The following is a 20963-nucleotide window of genomic DNA, read 5'->3' as shown; positions in this document are numbered from 1 at the left end:
ATGAAAGGATGCATGAATTTGCCGAGCCAACAAACAGAAACGTTAAACAAAATGATTGAAGACATTTCGCAAAAGCTCAACATGCTCAATGTCGGCGTCATTAGAGCGGAAGATTTCAGTGATGAAAAAATAGAAGATCTTACATACCTTCATCAAATGGTCATGAAAAAAGCATCATTCAGCCCGAGTGAAATGCAGGCCATTGCCGAGGAGCTCGCCTCTCTCAGAAAATAAACCCGTGTCAGACCTGCCGAAAAACGGCGGGTCTTTTTTTGATTTAAAAAAGTAAAAAATAAAAGTTCATCGGTTTGACACATATAAAAAGAAGGAGTATAGTAACTGTGAACTTGGTAGAACGATATACTAAATGAGCGGGCCGCTTATCTTTTTTTATTTAGTAGAACGATATACTCGTTGTGATATCAGCGTTATTCAAGTTTTGTATCTGCAACCGTTTTATCAAACCAGTTTTCAAAGAAAGGCAGTGGTTCAATAAAGGGGAATGGTTCTGTGCTTTTGTTAATTTAAAAATTAATTTAATTCTTTATTAACCGCATTAGGGGATGTCATCATGAAAAACATATACACCAAAATGGCAGCGGGTCTTTATATTAATTATTTCCTGCTGGGCATGATCAATATTATTATCGCATCCAATATGGAGGCATTATCAAAACAGCTTCATACATCCGCAGCCGGGGTCAGCTATTTGGTCTCCGCCATCGGGATCGGGAAGCTGATTTCGCTTCTGTTTGCCGGGAAGCTTTCGGATACATTCGGGAGACGGCCGTTTATCGTGTCGGGCGCCTTTCTGTATCTGATTTTCCTAATCGGAATTCCGCTTTCGACAAACTATACGGCCGCGTTTATCTTCGCCATTTTCGCCGGGATCGCCAATTCCTTTTTGGATTCCGGGACATATCCGGCGCTTATTGAAGGATTTCCGAAAAACGCAAGCTCTGCAACCGTGTTAATCAAAGCGTTTGTATCCATCGGCGCGACGGTGCTTCCGTTTTTCATCGCGTTTATTGCGGACAGGCATTTGTTTTACGGCTGGACGTTTTTCGTACCGGGCATTATTTTCTTCCTGAACGGCTTTTTCCTGTTAAAAGTTCCGTTTCCGAATCATAAGCAAAAAGAAGACGGCGGCCGGACGGAAGCCTCTCCGTCTGATGACGCGTTCACATCACAGCCGTCGATATGGCGCGAAGGTCTTGCGATCATTCTGTTAGGCTTTTCATCTACGGCGCTGTTTATGCTCGTTCAAGTATGGCTTCCTAAGTTCGGGCAAACCGTTTTGGGCATGCCTGAGGTGCAGGCTGTCAAATTGCTGAGCTATTACAGCATCGGTGCGCTTGTGTCCGTATTATTGCTGGCTGTGCTGTTAAACAGAGTGATTCAGCCGATTACGGTAATGGTGCTGTACCCTGTGATCGCGGCAATCGCGCTGCTTGCTCTGATTTTCATCCATCAGCCGGCCGTATCAGTCATCAGCTCCTTTGTCATCGGACTTTCAACTGCGGGCATTCTGCAATTGGCGATGACGGTTATGGCTGTTTTATTCCCTAAAAATAAAGGTACGATCACATCTTTTGTTAATATAGCATCAAGCTTATCTTTTATTGTCATTCCGCTTGTAACGGGAGCGATCTCCAAAGCGGCCGGCCTGACGCCTGTTTTTCTGCTTGATATCGGAATTGCGGCCGTCAGCGCCCTTCTCGCATTGTTTATCGGAATCCGCTTTAAGCAAGTGATGAAAGCCTGACTATTTTTTAAGGGAGAGGATTTATCATGCAATCTATCACGATCAGAAACACGGTCATCGGCGAAGGGCTTCCGAAGATCATTGTGCCGCTGATGGCGGCCGGAGAGAAAGAACTGCTCGAAGAAATTGAAGCCGTCAACAGGCTTCGCCCGGATATCATTGAGTGGCGGGCGGATGTGTACGAGCACGTTGACAGCCTGGACGCCGTAAAAGGCATGCTTGAAAAGCTGCGGAAAGCCGCAGGCGCAACACCGCTGCTTTTCACATTCAGAACTCATAAAGAAGGCGGAAATAAAGTTATTGATGACCGCTTTTACATTGAATTGCTTAAAACCGCCATCGAAACAAAACACATTGACCTTGCAGACGTTGAGTTGTTTACGGGAGAAGCGGAAGTCAAATCAATTGTGAAAACCGCTGAAGACAACGGCGTATATGTCGTCATGTCCAATCATGATTTTCATCAGACACCGAAAAAAGAAGAAATCATTTCTCGGCTGCGGAACATGCAGGCGTACGGCGCGCACATTCCGAAAATCGCGGTGATGCCGCAAAGCACTGAAGATGTTTTCGTCTTATTGGATGCCACTCACACGATGAAAACACAATACGCAGACCGGCCGATCATCACGATGTCAATGGCGGGAACAGGTCTGATCAGCCGCCTGGCCGGCGAAGTCTTCGGTTCAGCGTGCACGTTCGGAGCGGGCAAAGAAGCATCAGCGCCCGGACAGATTCCCGTTGAAGAATTGCGCAGCGTACTCAGCATTTTAAATAATCATATGTAATCAGCGTTTTTCTGCCCTCAAAGCGGGATGAAAAACAAATGAATGGACTAACGGAGGAATACATCATGAAGAAAGATTTAGGACGGATTAACGGAAAAACTCAGCTTATCGGATTATTCGCGACACCGATCGGACACTCTTTATCCCCGGCGATGCACAACCTGGCGTTTAAAAAATTAGGATTGAACTACGCTTACCTCGCGTTTGAAGTCGGCAATGAACAGCTGGAAGATGTGGTAACGGGAATGCGCGCCTTAAACGTCAGAGGCTTCAATGTCTCGATGCCGAACAAGATGAACATTCTCCCTTACCTCGATGAACTCGCGGATTCAGCGAAATTCACCGGCGCGGTGAATACAGTCGTTAATGAAAACGGCAGACTGATCGGACACTCCACTGACGGTATGGGATACGTCCGCAACTTAAAAGAACACGGCATCGATATCACGGGCAAAAAAATGACGCTGGTCGGTTCCGGCGGGGCCGCCACTCCGATAGCGATTCAATCCGCATTGGAAGGCCTCGGAGAAATCTCTATTTTCGCCCGCAATGACGCGTTTTTCGAAAAAGCGGAAGAAAACGTCCGCATCATCAATGAAGAAATGAAGGGATCTTCTTGCAAAGCGAAAGTCTTCCCGCTCGAAGATCAAGATGCGCTGCGTGCTGAAATCGCTTCAAGCGATATTTTCACAAACGGAACGGGTGTCGGCATGAAACCGCTTGAAGGCTTGAGCGTCATTGAAGATACATCCATGCTCCGTCCGGATTTGATTGTGACAGACGTCGTTTACAACCCCGTTACGTCGAAATTGCTTGAACAAGCTCAAGCGGCCGGCTGCAACACCATTAACGGCCTCGGCATGATGCTTTGGCAGGGCGCCATGGCGTTTGAATATTGGACAGGCCGTGAAATGCCGGTTCAGTATATTAAAGAGCAAATGTTTGAATAACCTATTGTGACAGAAGCGCCGAAGGACAATCCGTCTTCCGGCGCTTTGTCATTTTCTCCCCCTCTCTCTTTCTTCTCATGCGCCAAAACGCTTATAATGGATGTAACGAATAAAAACCAAGTGAGGAATGCGACGTATGAAACAGCAAAAAAAACGCCGGGTGACATTGCAGCAGGTCGCTGAACATGCCGGCGTCTCAACATCCACCGCTTCATTAATCGTCCGCAATAACCCGCGAATTTCCGAAGCGACCCGTGAGAAAGTGCTGCAATCCATGCGGGAGCTGGGGTACGTATATGATCGGGTCGCCGCGAATTTGCGATCACAGACGTCCACAACGGTAGGATTGATTATTACTGACATTTCCAATACGTTTTTCTCAGAGTTTCTGATCGGCGTTCAGAATACGCTTGAGGAAGTCGGATTAACGGTGCTGTTAGGCACGACATTTGATTCCGTCGCGAAGCAGGAGCAGCTGATCTCGACCATGCTGGAGCACAGGGTCGGCGGATTGATTTTGTGTCCGGTTTCAGGTACGGCTGAGGAAACCCTTTCCCGCCTTGAGCAGCTTGACATTCCGGTCGTGCTCGCCGTCAGGGAGATTGCCGATGCCGACTGTGATTTTGTCGGAGCCGATTATGAGGAAGGCACCTATAAGGCAGTGCGTCATTTCATTGAGAAAGGCCATCAGGAGATTGCGTTTCTGGGCGGCGTGAAGCACTCGTCAACATGGACGAAGCGCATGAAAGGGTTTAAAAAAGCGCTCCGTGAAGCGGATCTGGAAGTAAAAAATGACTATGTCATTGACAGCGCGCCGACCCGCGAAGCAGGCTGTGAAGCCGTGACGGAGCTCCTCCGCCGGTCTGAGCGCCCGACCGCGATTTTCTGCTTCAGTGATTTGGTCGCGTTCGGCGTCATGCAAGGGATTAGAAAAGCCGGGCTCGTTCCGGGCGAAGATATTGACATTGTCGGCTTTGATAACGTGCCGGAAGCTGAAATTTCTTATCCCCCGCTTACAACCGTTTCTTCCTTTCCGCGGCAGTCGGGAAAAGAAGCGGCTCAATTGCTGCATCATAAAATCACCAATTCCCAGCACAAAAAACAACGCATTATTCTGGCGCCTGAGCTGGTTATCCGGGAATCTTCACAAAAAAAGCGGAACGCCTGATACGGCGCTCCGCTTTTATATTACGCAAGCAGTTTTAATGATTCGCGGTTGAATGCCGGTATGTCATCCGGTGTGCGGCTTGTGACCAGCTGGTTCTGGCAGACGACGACTTCTTCATCCACAACATTCGCGCCCGCGTTTTCCATGTCGATTCGGATTGATGTAAACCCTGTCGCTTTGCGCCCGTCCAATGCTTTCGCGTTAATGAGAAGCTGAGGTCCGTGGCAAATGGCGAACACCGGTTTTTTGTCATCCATAAACGCTTTGGCAAATTGGACGAAACGATCATCCGCACGCAGCATATCAGGCGAGAATCCGCCCGGGATCAGCAATGCGTCAAAGTCTTTCGGATTTACATCATCGATGGACGCGTCTACTTTCACTTCCGCTTCCCCTTGTTTGCCTTTGACTGTTTTTCCTTTTTCCTGTTCAATTACGGTTAATTCATGACCCGCATCTTTAAAAGCTTTCGCAGGTTCAGTATACTCGACATCCTCAAAATAATCGGTTAATACAACTGCAATTTTTTTACCCATAGTTACTACCTCCTGCTTGATGAAGTCTACATAAAACCATGTACCCCAGCCACACTAACATCAAACATAGGTAACGCGTTTGCCGCTCATCCGTTTTACATAGGTCATTATCCTCATTTTTCATCTTTTTACAAGAATCATCATGAAATCTATATGAACTTTCACAAAATATTCTTACAATGGTACTGCATGACAAAATTTGTTGAAAGGTGGAGAACAGGTGAGAATACAGAAAAGACGATGCAGCGTCAATATGACACTCCGTATTCTGCTGCCCCTAGTTATGATACTTAGTCTAATCCTCCCAACATCACCCATTAAAGCAGAAGAAAACAAATCCTCCAGTGTGAATCTCAGCATTTTAGCCACAACTGACGTTCACGCTAACATGATGGACTACGATTACTACAGCGACAAACCGACAACGGAATTCGGGCTGGCCAGAACGGCTCAGCTTATTGAGAAGCACAGGCGCGAAAACCCGAATACGCTGCTTGTCGATAACGGGGATCTGATTCAGGGGAATCCCCTCGGAGAATACGCCGTAAAATATGAGAAAAATGATATTATTTCAGGCGCAAAGACCCATCCGATCATTGAAGTGATGAACAGTCTGCATTATGACGCAGGAACACTCGGCAATCATGAATTTAATTACGGGCTTGAATTTCTGGACGGGACAATCAAAGGCGCTGATTATCCGATCGTTAACGCCAATGTGAAAACATTAAGCGGCGAAAACCGTTATACGCCTTATGTCATAAAAGACAAAACCGTCACGGATGAAAACGGCGGCAAGCATCAGATAAAAGTCGGCTACATCGGCTTTGTTCCTCCCCAAATCATGACGTGGGATAAGAAAAATCTCGAAGGCCGCGTTCAGGTCGAAGACATTGTGGAATCCGCAAAGAAAACCGTTCCGAAAATGAAAGCTGAAGGAGCCGATATCGTCATCGCCCTCGCCCACAGCGGCATCGAAAAAAAAGCGCAGTCTTCCGGAGCGGAAAACGCCGTTTTTGACCTGGCAACGAAAGTCAGCGGAATTGATGCGATCGTATCCGGCCATCAGCACGGGCTTTTCCCTGATGCCGAATACAAAGGCGCTGATCAATTTGACGTCGATAAAGGCACGATTAACGGCATCCCCGTTGTCATGTCAAGCAGCTGGGGCAAATATGCGGGCGTCATCGACCTCCGGCTTGAAAAAACAGACAGCGCGTGGCATGTGGAAGATGCAAAAGGCAGCATCGAGCCGATTGCCGGCAATGTGACGTCGGAAAACGAAACCGTCGTCAATACCGTCAAAAAAGCGCACGAAGGCACATTGAAATACATCAGAGAACCCGTCGGCCAGACAAAAGCCGATATCAACAGTTTCTTCGCCCAAGTCAAAGATGATCCGTCCATTCAAATCGTAACGGATGCGCAAAAATGGTACGCCGAAAATAAGATGAAGGATACGGAATACAAAGATCTGCCTATCCTCTCGGCGGGCGCCCCGTTTAAAGCCGGCGGGCGGAACGGCTCAAACTACTATACAAACATTTCCGCTGGCGACCTCGCCATCAAAAATATCGGCGATTTGTACCTGTATGACAACACGGTTCAGATCGTCAAGCTGAACGGAAGCGAAGTGAAGGACTGGCTCGAAATGTCCGCAGGGCAATTTAATCAGATCGATCAGGCAAAAGGCGGCAGCCAAGCGCTTTTAAATGACGCCTACCGCTCATACAATTTTGATGTCATTGACGGTGTCACCTATCAGGTCGATGTCACAAAACCGGCGAAATACAACGAAAACGGAACAGTCATTCATCCCGATGCAAGCCGGATCGTCAACCTTTCTTATCAAGGAAAGCCCGTCAGCGCCAAGCAGGAATTTCTGATCGTCACAAATAATTACCGCGCTTCAGGCGGCGGAGGATTCCCTCACTTAAGCAATGATAAAATCGTATACTCTTCTGCCGATGAGAACAGGCAGGTCTTAATGGATTACATCATCCAGCAGAAAACGATTAATCCGCAGGCTGATCATAACTGGTCCATCCTTCCGGTCAAAGGGGCAAACATGACATTTGAATCTTCCTTGGCCGCAAAGCCGTTTGCCGACCGCGCAGATGACGTCGCCTATATCGGTGAATCACAAAACGCGGGCTACGGACAGTACAAGCTCCAATTCAAAGATGATGAACCGGGCACAGATCCGCCGAAAGATGACGCATGGAAACTCACCGTTATGCATACAAACGACACGCACGCCCACCTTGATAACGCGGCGAGGCGGATGACGAAAATCAAAGAAATCAGAAGCGAAACCGACCGCAGCATTTTGCTGGATGCGGGAGACGTTTTCTCAGGCGATCTCTATTTCACAAAGTGGCAGGGGCTGGCTGATTTAAAATTGATGAACAGCATGGGTTACGACGCAATGACTTTCGGAAATCATGAGTTTGATAAAGGCCCGGGTGCTCTCGCCAGCTTCCTGAGCGGGAACGGAAGCGCGGCTGACCCGTCCGGAAAATACAATTTTCAAGCGCCTGACTTTCCGCTCGTCAGCTCAAATGTCGATGTGTCCAAAGAGTCAAAACTCAGACCATTCATGAAAAAAGCAGACACATTTACGGCAGGGAAAAAGAAAAAAGCAGGCATCTATCCATACATTCTGCTTGATGTAAACGGAGAAAAAGTCGCCGTATTCGGCTTAACGACAGAAGATACGTCCGTCACATCAAGCCCGGGAAAAAGCATTGTCTTTCATGATGCCTTCCAATCCGCACAAGATACAGTAAAAGAAATACAGAATAATGAACATGTCAATAAAATTATCGCCCTGACCCATATCGGGCATCAGCGTGATCTCGATCTTGCCAAAAAGGTAAAAGGCATCGACTTGATCGTCGGCGGACATACGCATACGCTTGTAGATAAAATGGAAGTTGTCAAAAACGAAGAGCCGACCATCGTCGCCCAGGCAAAAGAATATGGCGAATATTTAGGCCGTGTCGATGTCGCATTTGACAAAAACGGCATCGTCCTGCCGGAACAATCCTCTCTTCAGGCGCTGCCAGTGAACGAGCAGACGAAAGAAGACCCGGATCTGAAAAAAGAGCTTGATCCGTTTAAAAAAGAGCTCGTCTCCGTCAAAAATGAAAAAGTCGGCTCAACAAAGGTCGCACTTGACGGCCAGCGCGAGCATGTCCGCTCCAAAGAAACCAATCTCGGAAACTTCATCGCGGACGGCATGCTGCAAAAAGCGAAGGAAGCGGCCGGCGCCCAAATCGCGATCACAAACGGGGGCGGCATCCGCGCGGGCATTGATAAAGGAGACATCACACTCGGCGATGTGCTGAATGTGATGCCGTTCGGCAACACGCTTTACGTCGCGGATTTAACCGGAAAACAGATCAAACAAGCCTTGGAGCAAGGGTTAAGCGGAATTGAGGCTCAAGGCGGCGCCTTCCCTCAAGTTGCCGGTTTAACATACACGTTTACACTGAATAAAAAGCCGGGACACCGCGTTCTTCAAGCTGCGGCCGTACAGGATGACGGCAGCGTAAAGCCGATTTCTGATAAGAAGACATACAGAGTCGCCACCAGTAACTTTGTCGGTGAAGGCGGAGACGGATATTCCGTCTTTAACGAAGCGTCCCATAAAGAAGACCTTGGCTTTGTCGACTATGAGGTCTTCACCGAGCAGCTTGAAAAAGTGGGAAAAGCGGTGGAACCGAAAGTTGACGGCCGCGCGCAGGAAGTGTATCTGCCGACGAAACAAAAAAACGGTTCGTGGACGCTTGAAGATGACAGCGCATTTGCCGTTTATGCCAAAAACGCCAACACGCCGATCGTGTATTACGATAAGAATGACGGCGCCAAAAAGCCGATTGATCTCAGCGTGACCAAAAAACAAATCGGCCTGTTAAAGGACAGAACATCGGATTCTTCCCTTACGATCCTGCATGACAAGTTCAGCATGAAAATGCCGATGGCAAACGCTGCTTCAGCTGATACACGATTCGGCGTGACGCCGAAAGGAAAAGTAAGCGGGGCGCTTTCAAATGTATACGACTTTACAATGAAGCAGAAAAACAAAGACATCAAAACATTCAAAGCGCCGGTAAAGCTCACCCTGCGCATTGAGAATACGAAAAAGGCGAAACAGCCGGGCATTTACCATGTAGACCGGAAAAAGAACGTCTATACAAAAACAGACAACGGTTCGGTTTCACACGATCTCGTCACGGGCTATACAAATCATTTCAGTGAATACACCATATTAAACGCAAACACGAAGAGCGCGCCGCCGACAAGCGGAGACCACGGCTCCGGAAAGCAGCCAAGCGGACAAAAACCGTCATCCGGCCCTGCACAGGACGGAGTATCGCCGGGCGGCCTGCTTCCTGATACGGCCACAACGATGTATTCCATCCTTCTTGCCGGGTTTCTCATCAGCGCGCTCGGAACGGCACTGTATCTGCATCAAAGAAGAAAAGCAAAAAAAGTGAACGAAGCATAAAAAGACCGCTTTTATCGGGCGGTTCATCCAAAAGCTCTCCTGATCTGATTTCAGGGGAGCTTTTTCTCTCGGTCCCCCTCTGAGTCGACAGCCGTACGGCCGAGTGATAAAATATGAACGTTATTCGCGAAAGACATACATCCGCATCGTTTAACACTTCACGGCAGGGCCTCTCTTTCATACGGCGCCGCCTGTTTGGAGGACTTTTTTTGAAGATAACAGGACACAAACGAAACCGCATGTCTTACAAGAAAAAGCTGTTTTACGTGATAACAGCGCTCTGTTTTATCAGCTCGCTCATTTTCGTCACTCACAACGCTTCTTTTTATGAGCGGCCGATTGCCAAAGTGACGAAAACAACATTGGAACATCAGTCTGACGTACAGGACATGCATAAAAACAAAGATAAGATTTTCAATCAGACGATCACTGCCAGACTTGAAAACGGCAGTCAGAAAGGACAGCTCATTCATTTGTCCAATCAGTATTCATCATCCGGAGCGAATGATCAGAAATATTCGATTGGCGATGAAGTATTCGTTTCTATTGATAAAGGGAAACCATCAAACAAGGATATATCGGGAAGCATTATAGATAAAAAACGGGATAAGCAGCTTTTGCTGATCGCTTGGGTTTTCATCTTCACCTTGCTTATCGTCGGCAAAAAACAAGGCTTCTTTTCGATCGTCAGCCTGATGTTTAACGCCGTTTTACTGTCGTTTGCATTAGATTTGTACAGGAAGCATCCTAATATAGGGTTAATTTTCATCTGCGGTATCTGTATTCTCATCTTTACTGTCATCTCATTGCTGCTTGTCAGCGGTTTTCACGCGAAAACATACGCAGCCATTGCCGCGACGCTCGCAGGCACTTTCGTTTCCCTGCTGATTACGTATCTGGTGATGCTGGCAACCGGTGAGAAAGGTCTCAGATATGAGGAAATGCAGTATTTAACCCGCCCTTATCACACGGTGTTCATGGCCGGGGTATTTATCGGATCACTGGGAGCGGTCATGGATGTGGCCATTACCATGACGTCATCTGTCTTCGGATTATATGAAGAAAACAAGGGTATCTCATTACAAGCTCTCAGACGTTCCGGGATGGAGATCGGAAAAGACATCATGGGGGCGATGACCAACATTCTGTTTTTTGCTTATATAAGCGGCTCTATTCCGATGATGCTTTTGTATTTGAAAAATGATTCCCCGATAGGATTCACTCTTTCTATGAACATTTCCTTGGAAATAGCCAGAGCATTGGCCGGAGGGATCGGAATCGTATTAGCCATACCCGCCAGTCTGTATGCTTCTATCTTTTTTATTAAACGAAAGAAGGCAAGCTCATGAATGTCATCGTAATTCTCGCGGCGATTTTATTTCTATTGATGGTCATCATCGGCGGAAAAAAAGGAGCGAGGTCTTTTATTGCGTTATTCTTAAATTTCGGTGTTCTCTTTCTCACCATCATTTTCATGACAGACCCGCATATCAATCCGATTGTTTTAACATTGCTCTCTTCCGCCGTGATTTGCAGCATTACTCTTTTTTATATTAATGGAGGAAACGTCAAAACCGTAACCGCCTTTATTTCCGCAATGCTGACGATTGTACTGCTGCTGTTTTTTATTATGTCTGTAACAAAACATACTTCGATTCAGGGATTCGGTGAAGAAGAATTGGGTGATATCGGCATATTCACACTGTTTGTCGGGGTGGATTTTGTGAAGGTTACCGCAGCCATGATCATCATGGGCACGATAGGGGCGATTACCGATGTCGCGATTTCCATTACTTCACCCATGCGGGAAATTTACAGTCATAATCCGTCCATGAGCAGAAAAGATCTGTACACATTCGGATTAAGCATCGGGAGAGATATTTTAGGAACGAATACGAATACGTTATTCTTTGCTTTTTTCGGCAGCTATTTGGCTTTAATTATCTGGTTTAAAGACTTATCATACTCAGCTGAAAAAATAGTGAACTCAAAAGTATTCAGTGCGGAAGCCGTCACCATTCTTTGTGCCGGAATCGGGATCGGCATCATCATTCCCGTTACGTCCTGGATTACCGCCTGTTTTTTAGCAAAACCAAATAAACGTTAAAAGCTGCCGGGACACGCCCGGCAGCTTTTTTTATCTTATACCCACTTTACAACGTCTTTTGAGGCAGATCTTGTTTTCGGGCGCGGTTCTCTGACACGGTAGCCGAATGCGGCCATAACAGAGATGTCGAAACTTCCGTTTTCCAGAAGCCCTTCTTCTTCAAGAATCCGGTGAATTTCTTTGTAGTTGAAGCCTTCTACAGGGCAGGAGTCGATTCCGATCTGCGCAGCGGCTGTCATCATATTGCCGAGAGCGATGTATGTCTGTTTGGATGCCCAGTCAAACAGCGCGCGATCTGATTCAAGCAGATTGAAATCATTTTTCTGAAAGTCTTCCGTTTTGCTGATATAGCCTTCATACATATCTTCCGGCATTTTTTTGACTTCCCGCAAGTGGTTTTTGACATAGTCGGCGTCAAAACGGATATCCTTTGCCGTCCGGGCAAGCAGAAGTACGAAATGGCTTGCGGTCGGCAGCTGCTTTTGCGCGCCCCATGTGAACTCGCGGAGTTTTTCACGAAGCTCCGGATTTTGAACGACGACAAATTTCCAAGGCTCCAAACCGAGTGAGCTTGGGGATAATCTTCCCGTTTCTAAAATGAATTCAAAATCGCTTTCTGAAATTTTTTTCTCAGGATCAAATTCCTTTGTGGCGTGTCTGAATTGATACGCTTCGATGATCTGCTGTTTTTTATCTGACATTCATGATCTCTCCTTTTCAATCGTTATGTACTATTGTAGCCATTATTTTTGAAAGTACCAGTACGCACATTTTTGTGGGATAGTATTCATTTTGATACTGACAAAAAAACGGGCTGCCGCGGCAGTCCGTTTTTATTTTTCTCTTCTCGCAAAGTCGACGAAACGGAATTTATCGAGCCTGTGCCGGCTTTCCGTGTACTGAAAGAGGCTGGTATCCTCCAAAAAGACGCGGTTTTTCACGACCGCCATATGGCTGAACCCGCCTAGATCCAAATACTTCCGGTCCTCCTCCCCCGCCGGCTCCACGACAATTTCCTTTTGCGCGTAGCTGATGGAGAGGCCAAGTTCTCCTTCGAGATACTCATAGATCGAATCTTCACAAATCGCCTTCGTCAATAGAGGCACATGTTTTTTCACAAAGTAATCCTTGTCCAAAATAATATGTTCTCCGTCAATCCGTCTTGATCTGACGACTTCCCACACCTTTTCATCCGCTTCTGTACCAAGCTCTTTTGCGGCTTCTGAGGGAGGCAGGATCAGCCCGAGACGGTGAACCGTCGTTCTCGTCTCTTTTCCGAGCGTTTCCGAAAGCTCTTTGAAGCTGATCAGGCCTGAGACGGGAAAACGCATTTTTTCTCTGTCTAATATGACGGAGCCTTTGCCTTTGATTTTCTGGATGTAGCCGTTTTGCGCCAGCATATTGAGCGCTTTGCGGACGGTTTCTCGTGATGTGCCGTATTGATCGCACAAATCATTTTCAGACGGAAGAACGTCTTCAGCCTGCCGCTGGCCGCTTTCGATCTGCCGCACCATATCTTTATAGATTGTGATGTATTTATTCACTTTCATTTGACCACCCAGATTAGTGTATCACGCTTTTGTCAGATGATAAACGATCGATTCATACGGACGGAGCGTCAATCGTTCCGGCCGCCCTTCCCTCGGTTCATCATTCGTCAGCAGCACCGTAAACCGCCAGCCGTCCGTGTCTTTAAACGGAACCGTAAAGTCCGCTTCTTTCCCGTAGAAGTTGTTGATGCACAGCAGTTTTTCATCCTTGCCGTGTCTGACGTACGCCAGAACCGCCGGATCGTCTTCAGCAAGCAGCTCAAACGTTCCTTCAGTCACGATGTCATATTCCTTTCTGAGCATGATGAGCTTCTGATAATGGTAGAAAATTGAATCCGGGTCCCGCAAAGCCGCTTCCGCGTTAACGTCCCGATAATCATCCGCCGCCGGAATCCAAGGCGTGCCCGTCGTGAAACCGCCGTGCGGCCCGCTGTTCCACTGAATGGGGGTTCTTGCATTGTCTCTTGATTTCTCTTTTAAAATGGCGATAATGTCTTTTTCGGGCACGCCTTCTTCCTTCATCTTTTTGTAAATATTCAATGATTCGACATCGCGGTATGAGCCGATGTCATCGAATTTCGGATTGCCCATGCCGATCTCTTCACCTTGATAAATGTAAGGCGTGCCCTGCATCATATGAATGGCCGCCGCCAGCATTTTGGCTGATTTCGTCCGGTATACGCCGTCGTCTCCGTATCTGGATACGGCCCGCGGCTGGTCATGGTTGCACCAGAATAATGCGTTCCAGCCTCCGCCTTTTTGCATCTCCGTCTGCCAAAACGCTAAAATCCGTTTCAGCTTCAGAAAATCAAACGGAGCGAGCGCCCATTTTTCACCATTCGGATAATCCACTTTTAAATGGTGAAAGTTAAAAGTCATATCGAGTTCTTTATTCTCAGGGTTTGTGTACCGGATGCAGTGGTCAGCCGTTGTCGAGGACATTTCACCGACCGTCATGCTGTCATATTTCGAAAACACTTCCCGGTTCATCTCATGGAGAAATTCGTGCACGCGCGGCCCGTCCGTATAATAAGGGCGCCCGTCACGCCCATCCTCGGCATCAGGAAACGATTGGTCTTTAGAAATGAGGTTGATCACATCCAGCCGGAAACCGTCGATTCCTTTTCGGAACCAAAAATGCATCATGTCGTAAACCTCTTTTCTCATCTCTTCATTTTCCCAGTTCAAATCGGCCTGCGACACATCAAATAAATGCAGATAGTGCTGGCCTGACGCCGGGTCGAGCTCCCAAGCGGAACCGCCGAATTTTGATTCCCAGTTGTTCGGCGCCCGGCCGTCTTCCTTTCCGTCTTTCCAAATGTAAAAATCCCGATACGGACTGTCGGGTGACGAGACCGCTTCTTTGAACCACCGATGCTCGACTGATGTATGGTTGACGACAAGATCCATAACGACCTTGATTCCTCTTTTGTGCGCTTCATCGAGAAGGCGTTCAAAATCCTCCATCGTTCCGTACTCTTCATAAACGGTGCAGTAATCGCGAATGTCATAACCGTTGTCATTCTGCGGCGAATCGTAAATCGGCGTAAGCCAAATGACATCAATCAAAAGCTTCTGCAAATAATCAAGCTTCTCGATAATACCGTTCAGATCACCGATCCCGTTTCCCGTCGTATCATTAAAGCTCTTCGGATAAATTTGATATACCGCTGCCTTTTTCCACCATGGTGTGCTGTCTGTTTTCATTTTTCTTCACCGCCTGTAATGTTTTGAATTGAAAGGGAAAAGGGACAGCCTGATAGAAGGCGCCCCGCAGGTTTTCTATTTTTGCCGTTTCAGCCGCGCATACCCGTATGTTCCCGCAAACGGGAGAATCAGCACGATCAGCATTCCGATCGCAAACGGACCCCAGTACCGGCTCATAATGGAGAAGATCCCCGGCACGCCGCCGACTCCGACCGAGCTTGCGAGAACGCCTTTGACGGAGATGAACATCCCCGCGATTCCCGAACTGATCATGGCGATCACAAACGGAAATTTGTAACGCAGATTCACGCCGAAAATCGCCGGTTCGGTAATGCCCAAATATGCGGAAATGCCGGCCGTCAGTGAAAGCCCTCGCTGTTTTTTATCTTTTGTAATCAGCATCATGGCCAAAGCCGCCGATCCTTGAGCGATATTTGACAATGCGAGCATCGGCCATAAAAATGTGCCGCCGAGCTTTGATCCGATTAATTGAAGATCGACCGCGAGAAACGTATGGTGCATCCCCGTGATCACAAGCGCCGAATACAGCCCTCCGTACAGCAGGCCTCCGATGGCGGAGAATTGTCCGAAAACGGCAATCAATCCCGCCGTCAGCGCGTTACCGATCGCAAAGGTAATCGGACCGATGATGACAAAGGATAGAAAACCGATGACCAAAAGCGTCACCGGCGCGACGACCAACAGCTGAATGCCCTCCGGCGTCCGTTTCGTCAAAAAGAGCTCAAGCCTGGCAAGTAAATAAGACGCCAGCAGGATCGGGAGCACCTGACCTTGATATCCGACTTTCTGCACCTCAAGGCCGAACAGGTTCCACACCGGAATATCGCCGCTCTGCTCGACAGCCCCGTAGCCCCATGCGTTTAACAGATCAGGATGCACCAACATCAGCCCGAGCACGATACCCAAGAGCGGGCTTCCTCCGAACCGCTTCACTGCCGACCAGCCGATTAAAGCCGGCAGAAAAGCGAAGGCCGTCCCCGCGATCAGATTAATCATATTGGCGAGATCCGCCCATTGCGGATACACTTGGACAATCGATTTGGCGCTGTAGAAAATGCCTTCCGCCGTTAATATATTGTTCAGACCCATTAACAGCCCGGCCGTGACGATCGCCGGCAAGATCGGAATAAAGATGTCCGCAAGCGTTTTCACAGCACGCTGTAAAGGATTCATGTTTTGCGCCGCCGCCTTCTTCACGTCATCCTTGGACGCTTCACCCATCCCCGTTTCCTTCACTAATTCCGCATATACTTTGTTGACCGTCCCCTGCCCGATCACGACTTGAAACTGCCCGTTTACCGCAAAAGATCCTTTGACAATGTCTATTGCATCAAGCATTTTTTGGTTTACTTTGGTTTCATCTATTAATGCAAACCGCAAACGCGTCACACAATGAGTCGCCGCCTCAATATTTTCGATTCCGCCGACAGCTTCAGCGATCTGCCGCGCAGCCCGGTTAAACTCACCCATGCCATCCCCTCCGTAACCGTTTTCATTTTGTCTCACAAACTTGTATATACATGTTTATGACTCTATTGTAATGATGTATATACATGTCGTCAATCTATTTTTATAGCGCTTTCATCACAAATATACTGCGAAAGACCCTGAAACAAAAAAAGCCCCGCCGGAACCGGGCCTTGACTTCTTGTTTATCGGGAACATGTCCGGGCGGAATTCACAACAGGAGCACAAAAAGCATACAGTACTGTACAACTAAGTTAAAGAGGTGTGAAGAGATGCCATCCACTGTTATCAACCTGTACTATTTGAAGATTAACAGTATTTCTGGCAACGGATCTATTACGATTGGGGAAGCGGCATACAACAGTCCCACCACAAATAACAAATCACAAGGACTGAACTCTTCATTCGGCGATACGTCACCTATAGAATCGATGATGGAGAACTTGTTAAATGATCCTGATGTCAACGACCAGACAGCCATCGGAACCGCAGATACCGCAAATATTACGCCGGTGCCGCCCATTATAGATTAAAGGGGTTTTTATGAATGCCTTACCAAATTAACGTCGTCAATATAAAAGTAAACGGAGCAACGCAAAACGGAAACGTCGATATCGGTCAGACCGTACAAAACAGCCACACCGCCAACAGCAAATTTGTCGGCGCGAACTTTTCTTTAGGGGATTTTTCGCCGGCCGCCGGATGTTTGAATTCGGGCCATCTTGACCCTGACGTGAGCGACCAGGATCAGATCGCCAACCCGTCAATGCCGATCGCAAATCAAATATAGGGAGGTTCTGCCGAAGTGGATATCGAAAAAATGAGAAAGTGGCTTGAGATTACGAACGAGCACAAGCCCAGCGACTTTTGGACCAATGTCCTGAAACGGAAATCTCCCGAAGATTTTTTCTCCTTACAAAAAAACACCCTGACTTATGATATTTATCAGGATGAACAGCACACATTCGTCATTGTGGAAATGCCCGGCGTTTACGAAGAAGAATTGACATTGAGGCTGCTGTCAAGAACACGGCTGCATATAAGAGGAAACATCACACCCCTTTTTCCAAAGAACATGGGCGTCTGCCAAAACCGGTATTACGGGGAAATCGATGAGACGATTGAGCTTCCTGAACCGGCTGAGCCCCACCTGTTACAGGCGCAGTGCGTAAACGGCCTGCTCCACATTTCCTGCCCGCGCCTTATGGAGCACATTCCTTTTCAGAAAAAAATCTAAAGAGCCGGCTTACGGGCGGCCCAGCCGTCTGTACACTTTCTCCTTATAATGAGAAGATGCGGGTTTTGAGAACATGGCTTTCTCCTCCGTCAGTTTGTCGAGTCTGACTTGTTTTTCCGTCCGTTTGTTCCGCAGGTGATCCCGCTCCTGTTCATTGCGGCACTTGGCGATCAAATAATCGAGCGTCATCAGCTCTTTCTTCAGCGCGCCCTCATCCTCGGCGATCCCGGCGTTTTTTAATATGCGGTAGCCCATTCTGAGCGACTCCGGAAGATGTGCGGCATCGTCTTTCGGCAGGGGCTTTCCCATTCCTTTGATGCCGGCGAACTCTCCATCCTTAATGGCGCGCTTGATTTTATCTTCAGCCACGATATAGGCAATATCCATCACTGTTCACCTCTTTTTTCAATAGAACCGGGTATGATTAAACGGAAACACAAAGCCCAGTTTGTGCCATTTATATGTTTCAAAGCTGTAATTCAACAGATCAACCCCCGTTGCGACAGCGTTTTTCGCCCTTTTTCCGATGAGCCTTTTCCACCTTTTCTATTTGCTGGTTTCATGGTATATTGATTACGTTCGTTTTTTCTATCGTTCCGTGTAAACCGTGATCGGAAAAAAGGAGTGTAACAATGAAAACATTTATAAAAGAAAGAGGACTTGCCTTCTTCTTGATAGCGGTCGTGTTATTGTGGGTGAAAACATATGTCGCTTATATTTTAAACTTTAACCTCGGCATAGACAACACGATCCAGAAAATATTGCTTTTTGTGAATCCGCTGAGCTCCAGCTTGTTCTTTCTTGGATTTGGGCTTCTTTTCAAGAAAAAATTACAGCAGACAGCCATTATTGTGATTCATTTTTTATTGTCTTTTTTGCTTTTTGCAAACATCGTCTATTATAGATTCTTTAATGATTTCATTACCATCCCGGTCATGATGCAGGCAAAGACAAACGGCGGCCAGCTCGGAGACAGCGCGTTCTCGTTAATGAGATGGACAGACGCCTTCTACTTCCTGGATACCGTCATTTTGATTATTTTGGCCCTTAAGATGAAAAAACCGGCTGAAAAACCGGCGAAGAAATCATTCAGAATCGTTTTGGCTTCCGCCGTGCTTATGTTCCTGATCAACCTCGCCGTCGCGGAATCCGACCGTCCTGAGCTTTTGACACGCTCATTTGACCGAAACTATCTGGTGAAATACTTGGGCACGTACAACTTTACGATTTACGATGCCGTGCAGAATGTGAAATCAAACAGCCAGCGCGCGCTTGCCGATTCAAGCGATGTAACGGATGTGGAAAACTATATGAAGGCCAACTATGACGTGCCGAATAACGTCTACTTCGGAAAAGCCGAAGGAAAAAACGTCATCTACGTCTCATTAGAGTCTCTGCAATCCTTTATCATTGACTATAAAATTAACGGCAAGGAAGTGACGCCGTTTTTAAATAAGCTGGCGCACGATAATCAAACATTCTACTTTGATAACTTTTTCCACCAAACGGGACAAGGTAAAACATCTGATGCGGAATTTATGATGGAGAACTCTCTGTACCCGCTTTCGCAAGGTTCGGTTTTCGTCAATAAAGCGCAAAACACGCTGCAGTCCGTTCCTGCGATCTTAAAAGGCAAAAAGTACACGTCTGCCGCTTTCCACGGAAATACGCAGACTTTCTGGAACCGTAACGAAATGTACAAAGCGGAAGGCATCGATAAGTTTTTCGATTCCGCTTATTATGACATGAGCGAAGAAAACACGAAAAACTACGGCATGAAAGACAAACCGTATTTCGAAGAATCCATGCCGCTCTTAAAGAGCCTGCCGCAGCCGTTCTATACGAAGTTCATTACGCTGTCCAACCACTTCCCGTTCGGAATGGATAAAGAAGACACGGACTTCCCGGCGGGAGACTTTGGCGATTCAGTCGTCAATAATTACTTCCAGTCCGCGAACTATCTGGATGAATCAATTGAACAGTTCTTTCATGACCTGAAAAAAGACGGCCTGTACGATAAGTCGATTATCGTGATGTACGGAGACCACTACGGCATCTCCGAAAACCATAATAAAGCGATGGCGAAAGTGCTCGGCAAAGATGAGATCACTGAATACGACAATGCCCAGCTTCAGCGGGTGCCGCTCTTTATCCACGCTCCCGGCGTGAAAGGCGGCCGCAATCATAAATTTGCCGGTGAAGTCGATGTCGCGCCGACCGTTCTTCATCTGCTCGGCGTCGATACGAAAGATTATCTCATGTCAGGTTCAGATATCTTATCGAAAGAACACAGAGAAGTCATTCCGTTCCGTAACGGAGACTTCATCTCGCCGAACTATACGAAAGTGTCCGGCAAGTATTACGATACGAAAACCGGAAGACTTTTAGATGATTCAGAAGTCGACAAAAAAGAAGACTCTCTCGTCAAGACTGAGCTTGAAATGTCTGATAAGATCATCAACGGCGATCTGCTTCGTTTCTATCAGCCGAAAGGCTTTAAGAAAGTGGACCCTTCACAATTTGATTATACGAAGCGTGAAGATTCCTCAGCAGATGATCAAAAAGAATAAACAAAAGCCAGATCATATCAATGATCTGGCTTTTTTATGTTCAGCTCCCGGCGGCGGCCATAGAGCGCTTTTGCAGGCTGTCGGAAAGAACTGAATAAGCGACGACTTTCTTTTTCTGCTGTTTGACGACATCTACATGATCTTCGTAGCTGTATACAAACACCGTCACATCTTTTTTTCCTTTTCTCGTCTTAATGACAAGCGGATCGGCTCCGTTTTGCGGATGAAGATAACGCTCTTCATCCCCTGGGTATATATAATGCCGTTCGATAAACACGGCTTCGTTAAAATCATCAATCACCCGGCGTTTGTCTTCGCCTTCCAGACGTTTTCCGCCGAGGGAAACGGCAGCGGACGCGTCACTGAGCTTTGAATGGGTTTCAAACTTGCGGAGGATCCATTCCACCGCTCCGGTAGGAAGGCATGTCAGCACAATCTTAATCAGGCTTATGACAACAATTGAAACAACTGCAATCCATGTCACCTTACATCATCTCCATACTTGTTCTACATGAATCTTAACATAGAAGAAAACGTTGTTTTTTGTACATTATGTGAAACTTGATATATGTTCAAAAAAAATC

Annotated in this window: 19 protein-coding genes; 12 read left to right on the top strand and 7 right to left on the bottom strand. The window is 47.1% G+C overall.

Annotated features, from left to right (window positions below):
- Positions 1-18: 18 nt before the first annotated feature.
- The 5 genes from BGM27_RS15015 to BGM27_RS14995 all read left to right on the top strand — a co-directional run bounded on the left by BGM27_RS15015 (position 19) and on the right by BGM27_RS14995 (position 4671).
- On the top strand, positions 19-234 hold the full coding sequence (locus BGM27_RS15015) for a DUF1128 domain-containing protein (RefSeq protein WP_003155571.1): 216 nt from the start codon (positions 19-21) through the stop codon (positions 232-234).
- Between the two features lie 337 nt (positions 235-571).
- Positions 572-1765: an MFS transporter gene (locus tag BGM27_RS15010; protein WP_007408506.1), complete on the top strand. Its 1194-nt coding sequence runs from the start codon at positions 572-574 to the stop codon at positions 1763-1765.
- 26 nt (positions 1766-1791) lie between these two features.
- Positions 1792-2553: a type I 3-dehydroquinate dehydratase gene (gene aroD / locus BGM27_RS15005; protein ID WP_007408505.1), complete on the top strand. Its 762-nt coding sequence runs from the start codon at positions 1792-1794 to the stop codon at positions 2551-2553.
- A 65-nt stretch (positions 2554-2618) separates the two neighbouring features.
- Positions 2619-3503 carry a shikimate dehydrogenase gene (locus BGM27_RS15000; RefSeq protein ID WP_007408504.1) on the top strand — a complete coding sequence of 295 codons (885 nt, stop codon included), beginning with the start codon at positions 2619-2621 and terminating at the stop codon, positions 3501-3503.
- A 136-nt stretch (positions 3504-3639) separates the two neighbouring features.
- Entirely contained in the window at positions 3640-4671 is a 1032-nt protein-coding gene (locus BGM27_RS14995) for a LacI family DNA-binding transcriptional regulator (protein ID WP_007408503.1), read from the top strand.
- Positions 4672-4691: 20 nt separating this feature from the next.
- On the opposite strand, the gene BGM27_RS14990 is transcribed toward BGM27_RS14995, so the two are convergent.
- The gene (locus BGM27_RS14990; protein ID WP_003155578.1) at positions 4692-5207 is read right to left on the bottom strand and encodes a type 1 glutamine amidotransferase domain-containing protein; all 516 of its coding nucleotides are present in this window, start codon (positions 5205-5207) and stop codon (positions 4692-4694) included.
- Positions 5208-5427: 220 nt separating this feature from the next.
- Between BGM27_RS14990 and BGM27_RS14985 the strand changes: the two genes are divergently transcribed.
- From BGM27_RS14985 to BGM27_RS14975, 3 genes are all read left to right on the top strand, one after another.
- Positions 5428-9720, top strand: coding sequence for a multifunctional 2',3'-cyclic-nucleotide 2'-phosphodiesterase/3'-nucleotidase/5'-nucleotidase (locus BGM27_RS14985; protein ID WP_020953941.1), 4293 nt, complete (start codon positions 5428-5430; stop codon positions 9718-9720).
- Positions 9721-9929: 209 nt separating this feature from the next.
- Complete coding sequence (locus tag BGM27_RS14980; RefSeq protein ID WP_007408501.1) at positions 9930-11069, top strand: YibE/F family protein; 1140 nt, start codon at positions 9930-9932, stop codon at positions 11067-11069.
- Positions 11066-11827 carry a YibE/F family protein gene (locus tag BGM27_RS14975; protein ID WP_007408500.1) on the top strand — a complete coding sequence of 254 codons (762 nt, stop codon included), beginning with the start codon at positions 11066-11068 and terminating at the stop codon, positions 11825-11827. The genes BGM27_RS14980 and BGM27_RS14975 overlap by 4 nt, the downstream gene beginning before the upstream one ends.
- Positions 11828-11862: 35 nt before the next feature.
- On the opposite strand, the gene BGM27_RS14970 is transcribed toward BGM27_RS14975, so the two are convergent.
- The 4 genes from BGM27_RS14970 to treP form a co-directional block, all read right to left on the bottom strand.
- Positions 11863-12528, bottom strand: coding sequence for an NAD(P)H-dependent oxidoreductase (locus BGM27_RS14970; protein WP_003155588.1), 666 nt, complete (start codon positions 12526-12528; stop codon positions 11863-11865).
- 132 nt (positions 12529-12660) lie between these two features.
- Complete coding sequence (gene treR / locus BGM27_RS14965; protein WP_007408499.1) at positions 12661-13377, bottom strand: trehalose operon repressor; 717 nt, start codon at positions 13375-13377, stop codon at positions 12661-12663.
- A gap of 21 nt (positions 13378-13398) precedes the next feature.
- Positions 13399-15084, bottom strand: a complete 1686-nt coding sequence (gene treC / locus BGM27_RS14960) for an alpha,alpha-phosphotrehalase (RefSeq protein WP_007408498.1) — start codon at positions 15082-15084, stop codon at positions 13399-13401.
- Positions 15085-15159: 75 nt separating this feature from the next.
- Entirely contained in the window at positions 15160-16575 is a 1416-nt protein-coding gene (gene treP, locus BGM27_RS14955) for a PTS system trehalose-specific EIIBC component (protein WP_007408497.1), read from the bottom strand.
- A 269-nt stretch (positions 16576-16844) separates the two neighbouring features.
- Here treP and BGM27_RS14950 point away from each other — a divergent pair, with 269 nt between their 5' ends.
- Genes BGM27_RS14950 through BGM27_RS14940 form a run of 3 tightly spaced genes read left to right on the top strand, consistent with a single transcriptional unit; the run spans position 16845 to position 17809 of the window.
- Positions 16845-17105, top strand: a complete 261-nt coding sequence (locus tag BGM27_RS14950; RefSeq protein WP_007408496.1) for a spore germination protein — start codon at positions 16845-16847, stop codon at positions 17103-17105.
- A gap of 14 nt (positions 17106-17119) precedes the next feature.
- Positions 17120-17362, top strand: coding sequence for a spore germination protein (locus BGM27_RS14945; protein ID WP_003155595.1), 243 nt, complete (start codon positions 17120-17122; stop codon positions 17360-17362).
- Positions 17363-17377: 15 nt separating this feature from the next.
- Complete coding sequence (locus tag BGM27_RS14940; RefSeq protein WP_007408495.1) at positions 17378-17809, top strand: Hsp20/alpha crystallin family protein; 432 nt, start codon at positions 17378-17380, stop codon at positions 17807-17809.
- Positions 17810-17818: 9 nt separating this feature from the next.
- Here BGM27_RS14940 and BGM27_RS14935 read toward each other — a convergent pair whose 3' ends face one another.
- Positions 17819-18196 (bottom strand): DnaJ family domain-containing protein, encoded by a 378-nt coding sequence (locus BGM27_RS14935; protein ID WP_007408494.1) that lies wholly within the window; start codon positions 18194-18196, stop codon positions 17819-17821.
- Between the two features lie 245 nt (positions 18197-18441).
- Between BGM27_RS14935 and ltaS the strand changes: the two genes are divergently transcribed.
- Complete coding sequence (gene ltaS, locus BGM27_RS14930; RefSeq protein WP_007408493.1) at positions 18442-20379, top strand: lipoteichoic acid synthase; 1938 nt, start codon at positions 18442-18444, stop codon at positions 20377-20379.
- 40 nt (positions 20380-20419) lie between these two features.
- On the opposite strand, the gene BGM27_RS14925 is transcribed toward ltaS, so the two are convergent.
- Positions 20420-20863: a YfmQ family protein gene (locus BGM27_RS14925; protein WP_007408492.1), complete on the bottom strand. Its 444-nt coding sequence runs from the start codon at positions 20861-20863 to the stop codon at positions 20420-20422.
- Between the last annotated feature and the right edge of the window lie 100 nt (positions 20864-20963).

The organism is Bacillus sp. FJAT-27001 (assembly GCF_019039175.1).
GTDB lineage: Bacteria > Bacillota > Bacilli > Bacillales > Bacillaceae > Bacillus > Bacillus velezensis.
This window is presented reverse-complemented; position numbering and strand designations above follow the sequence as displayed.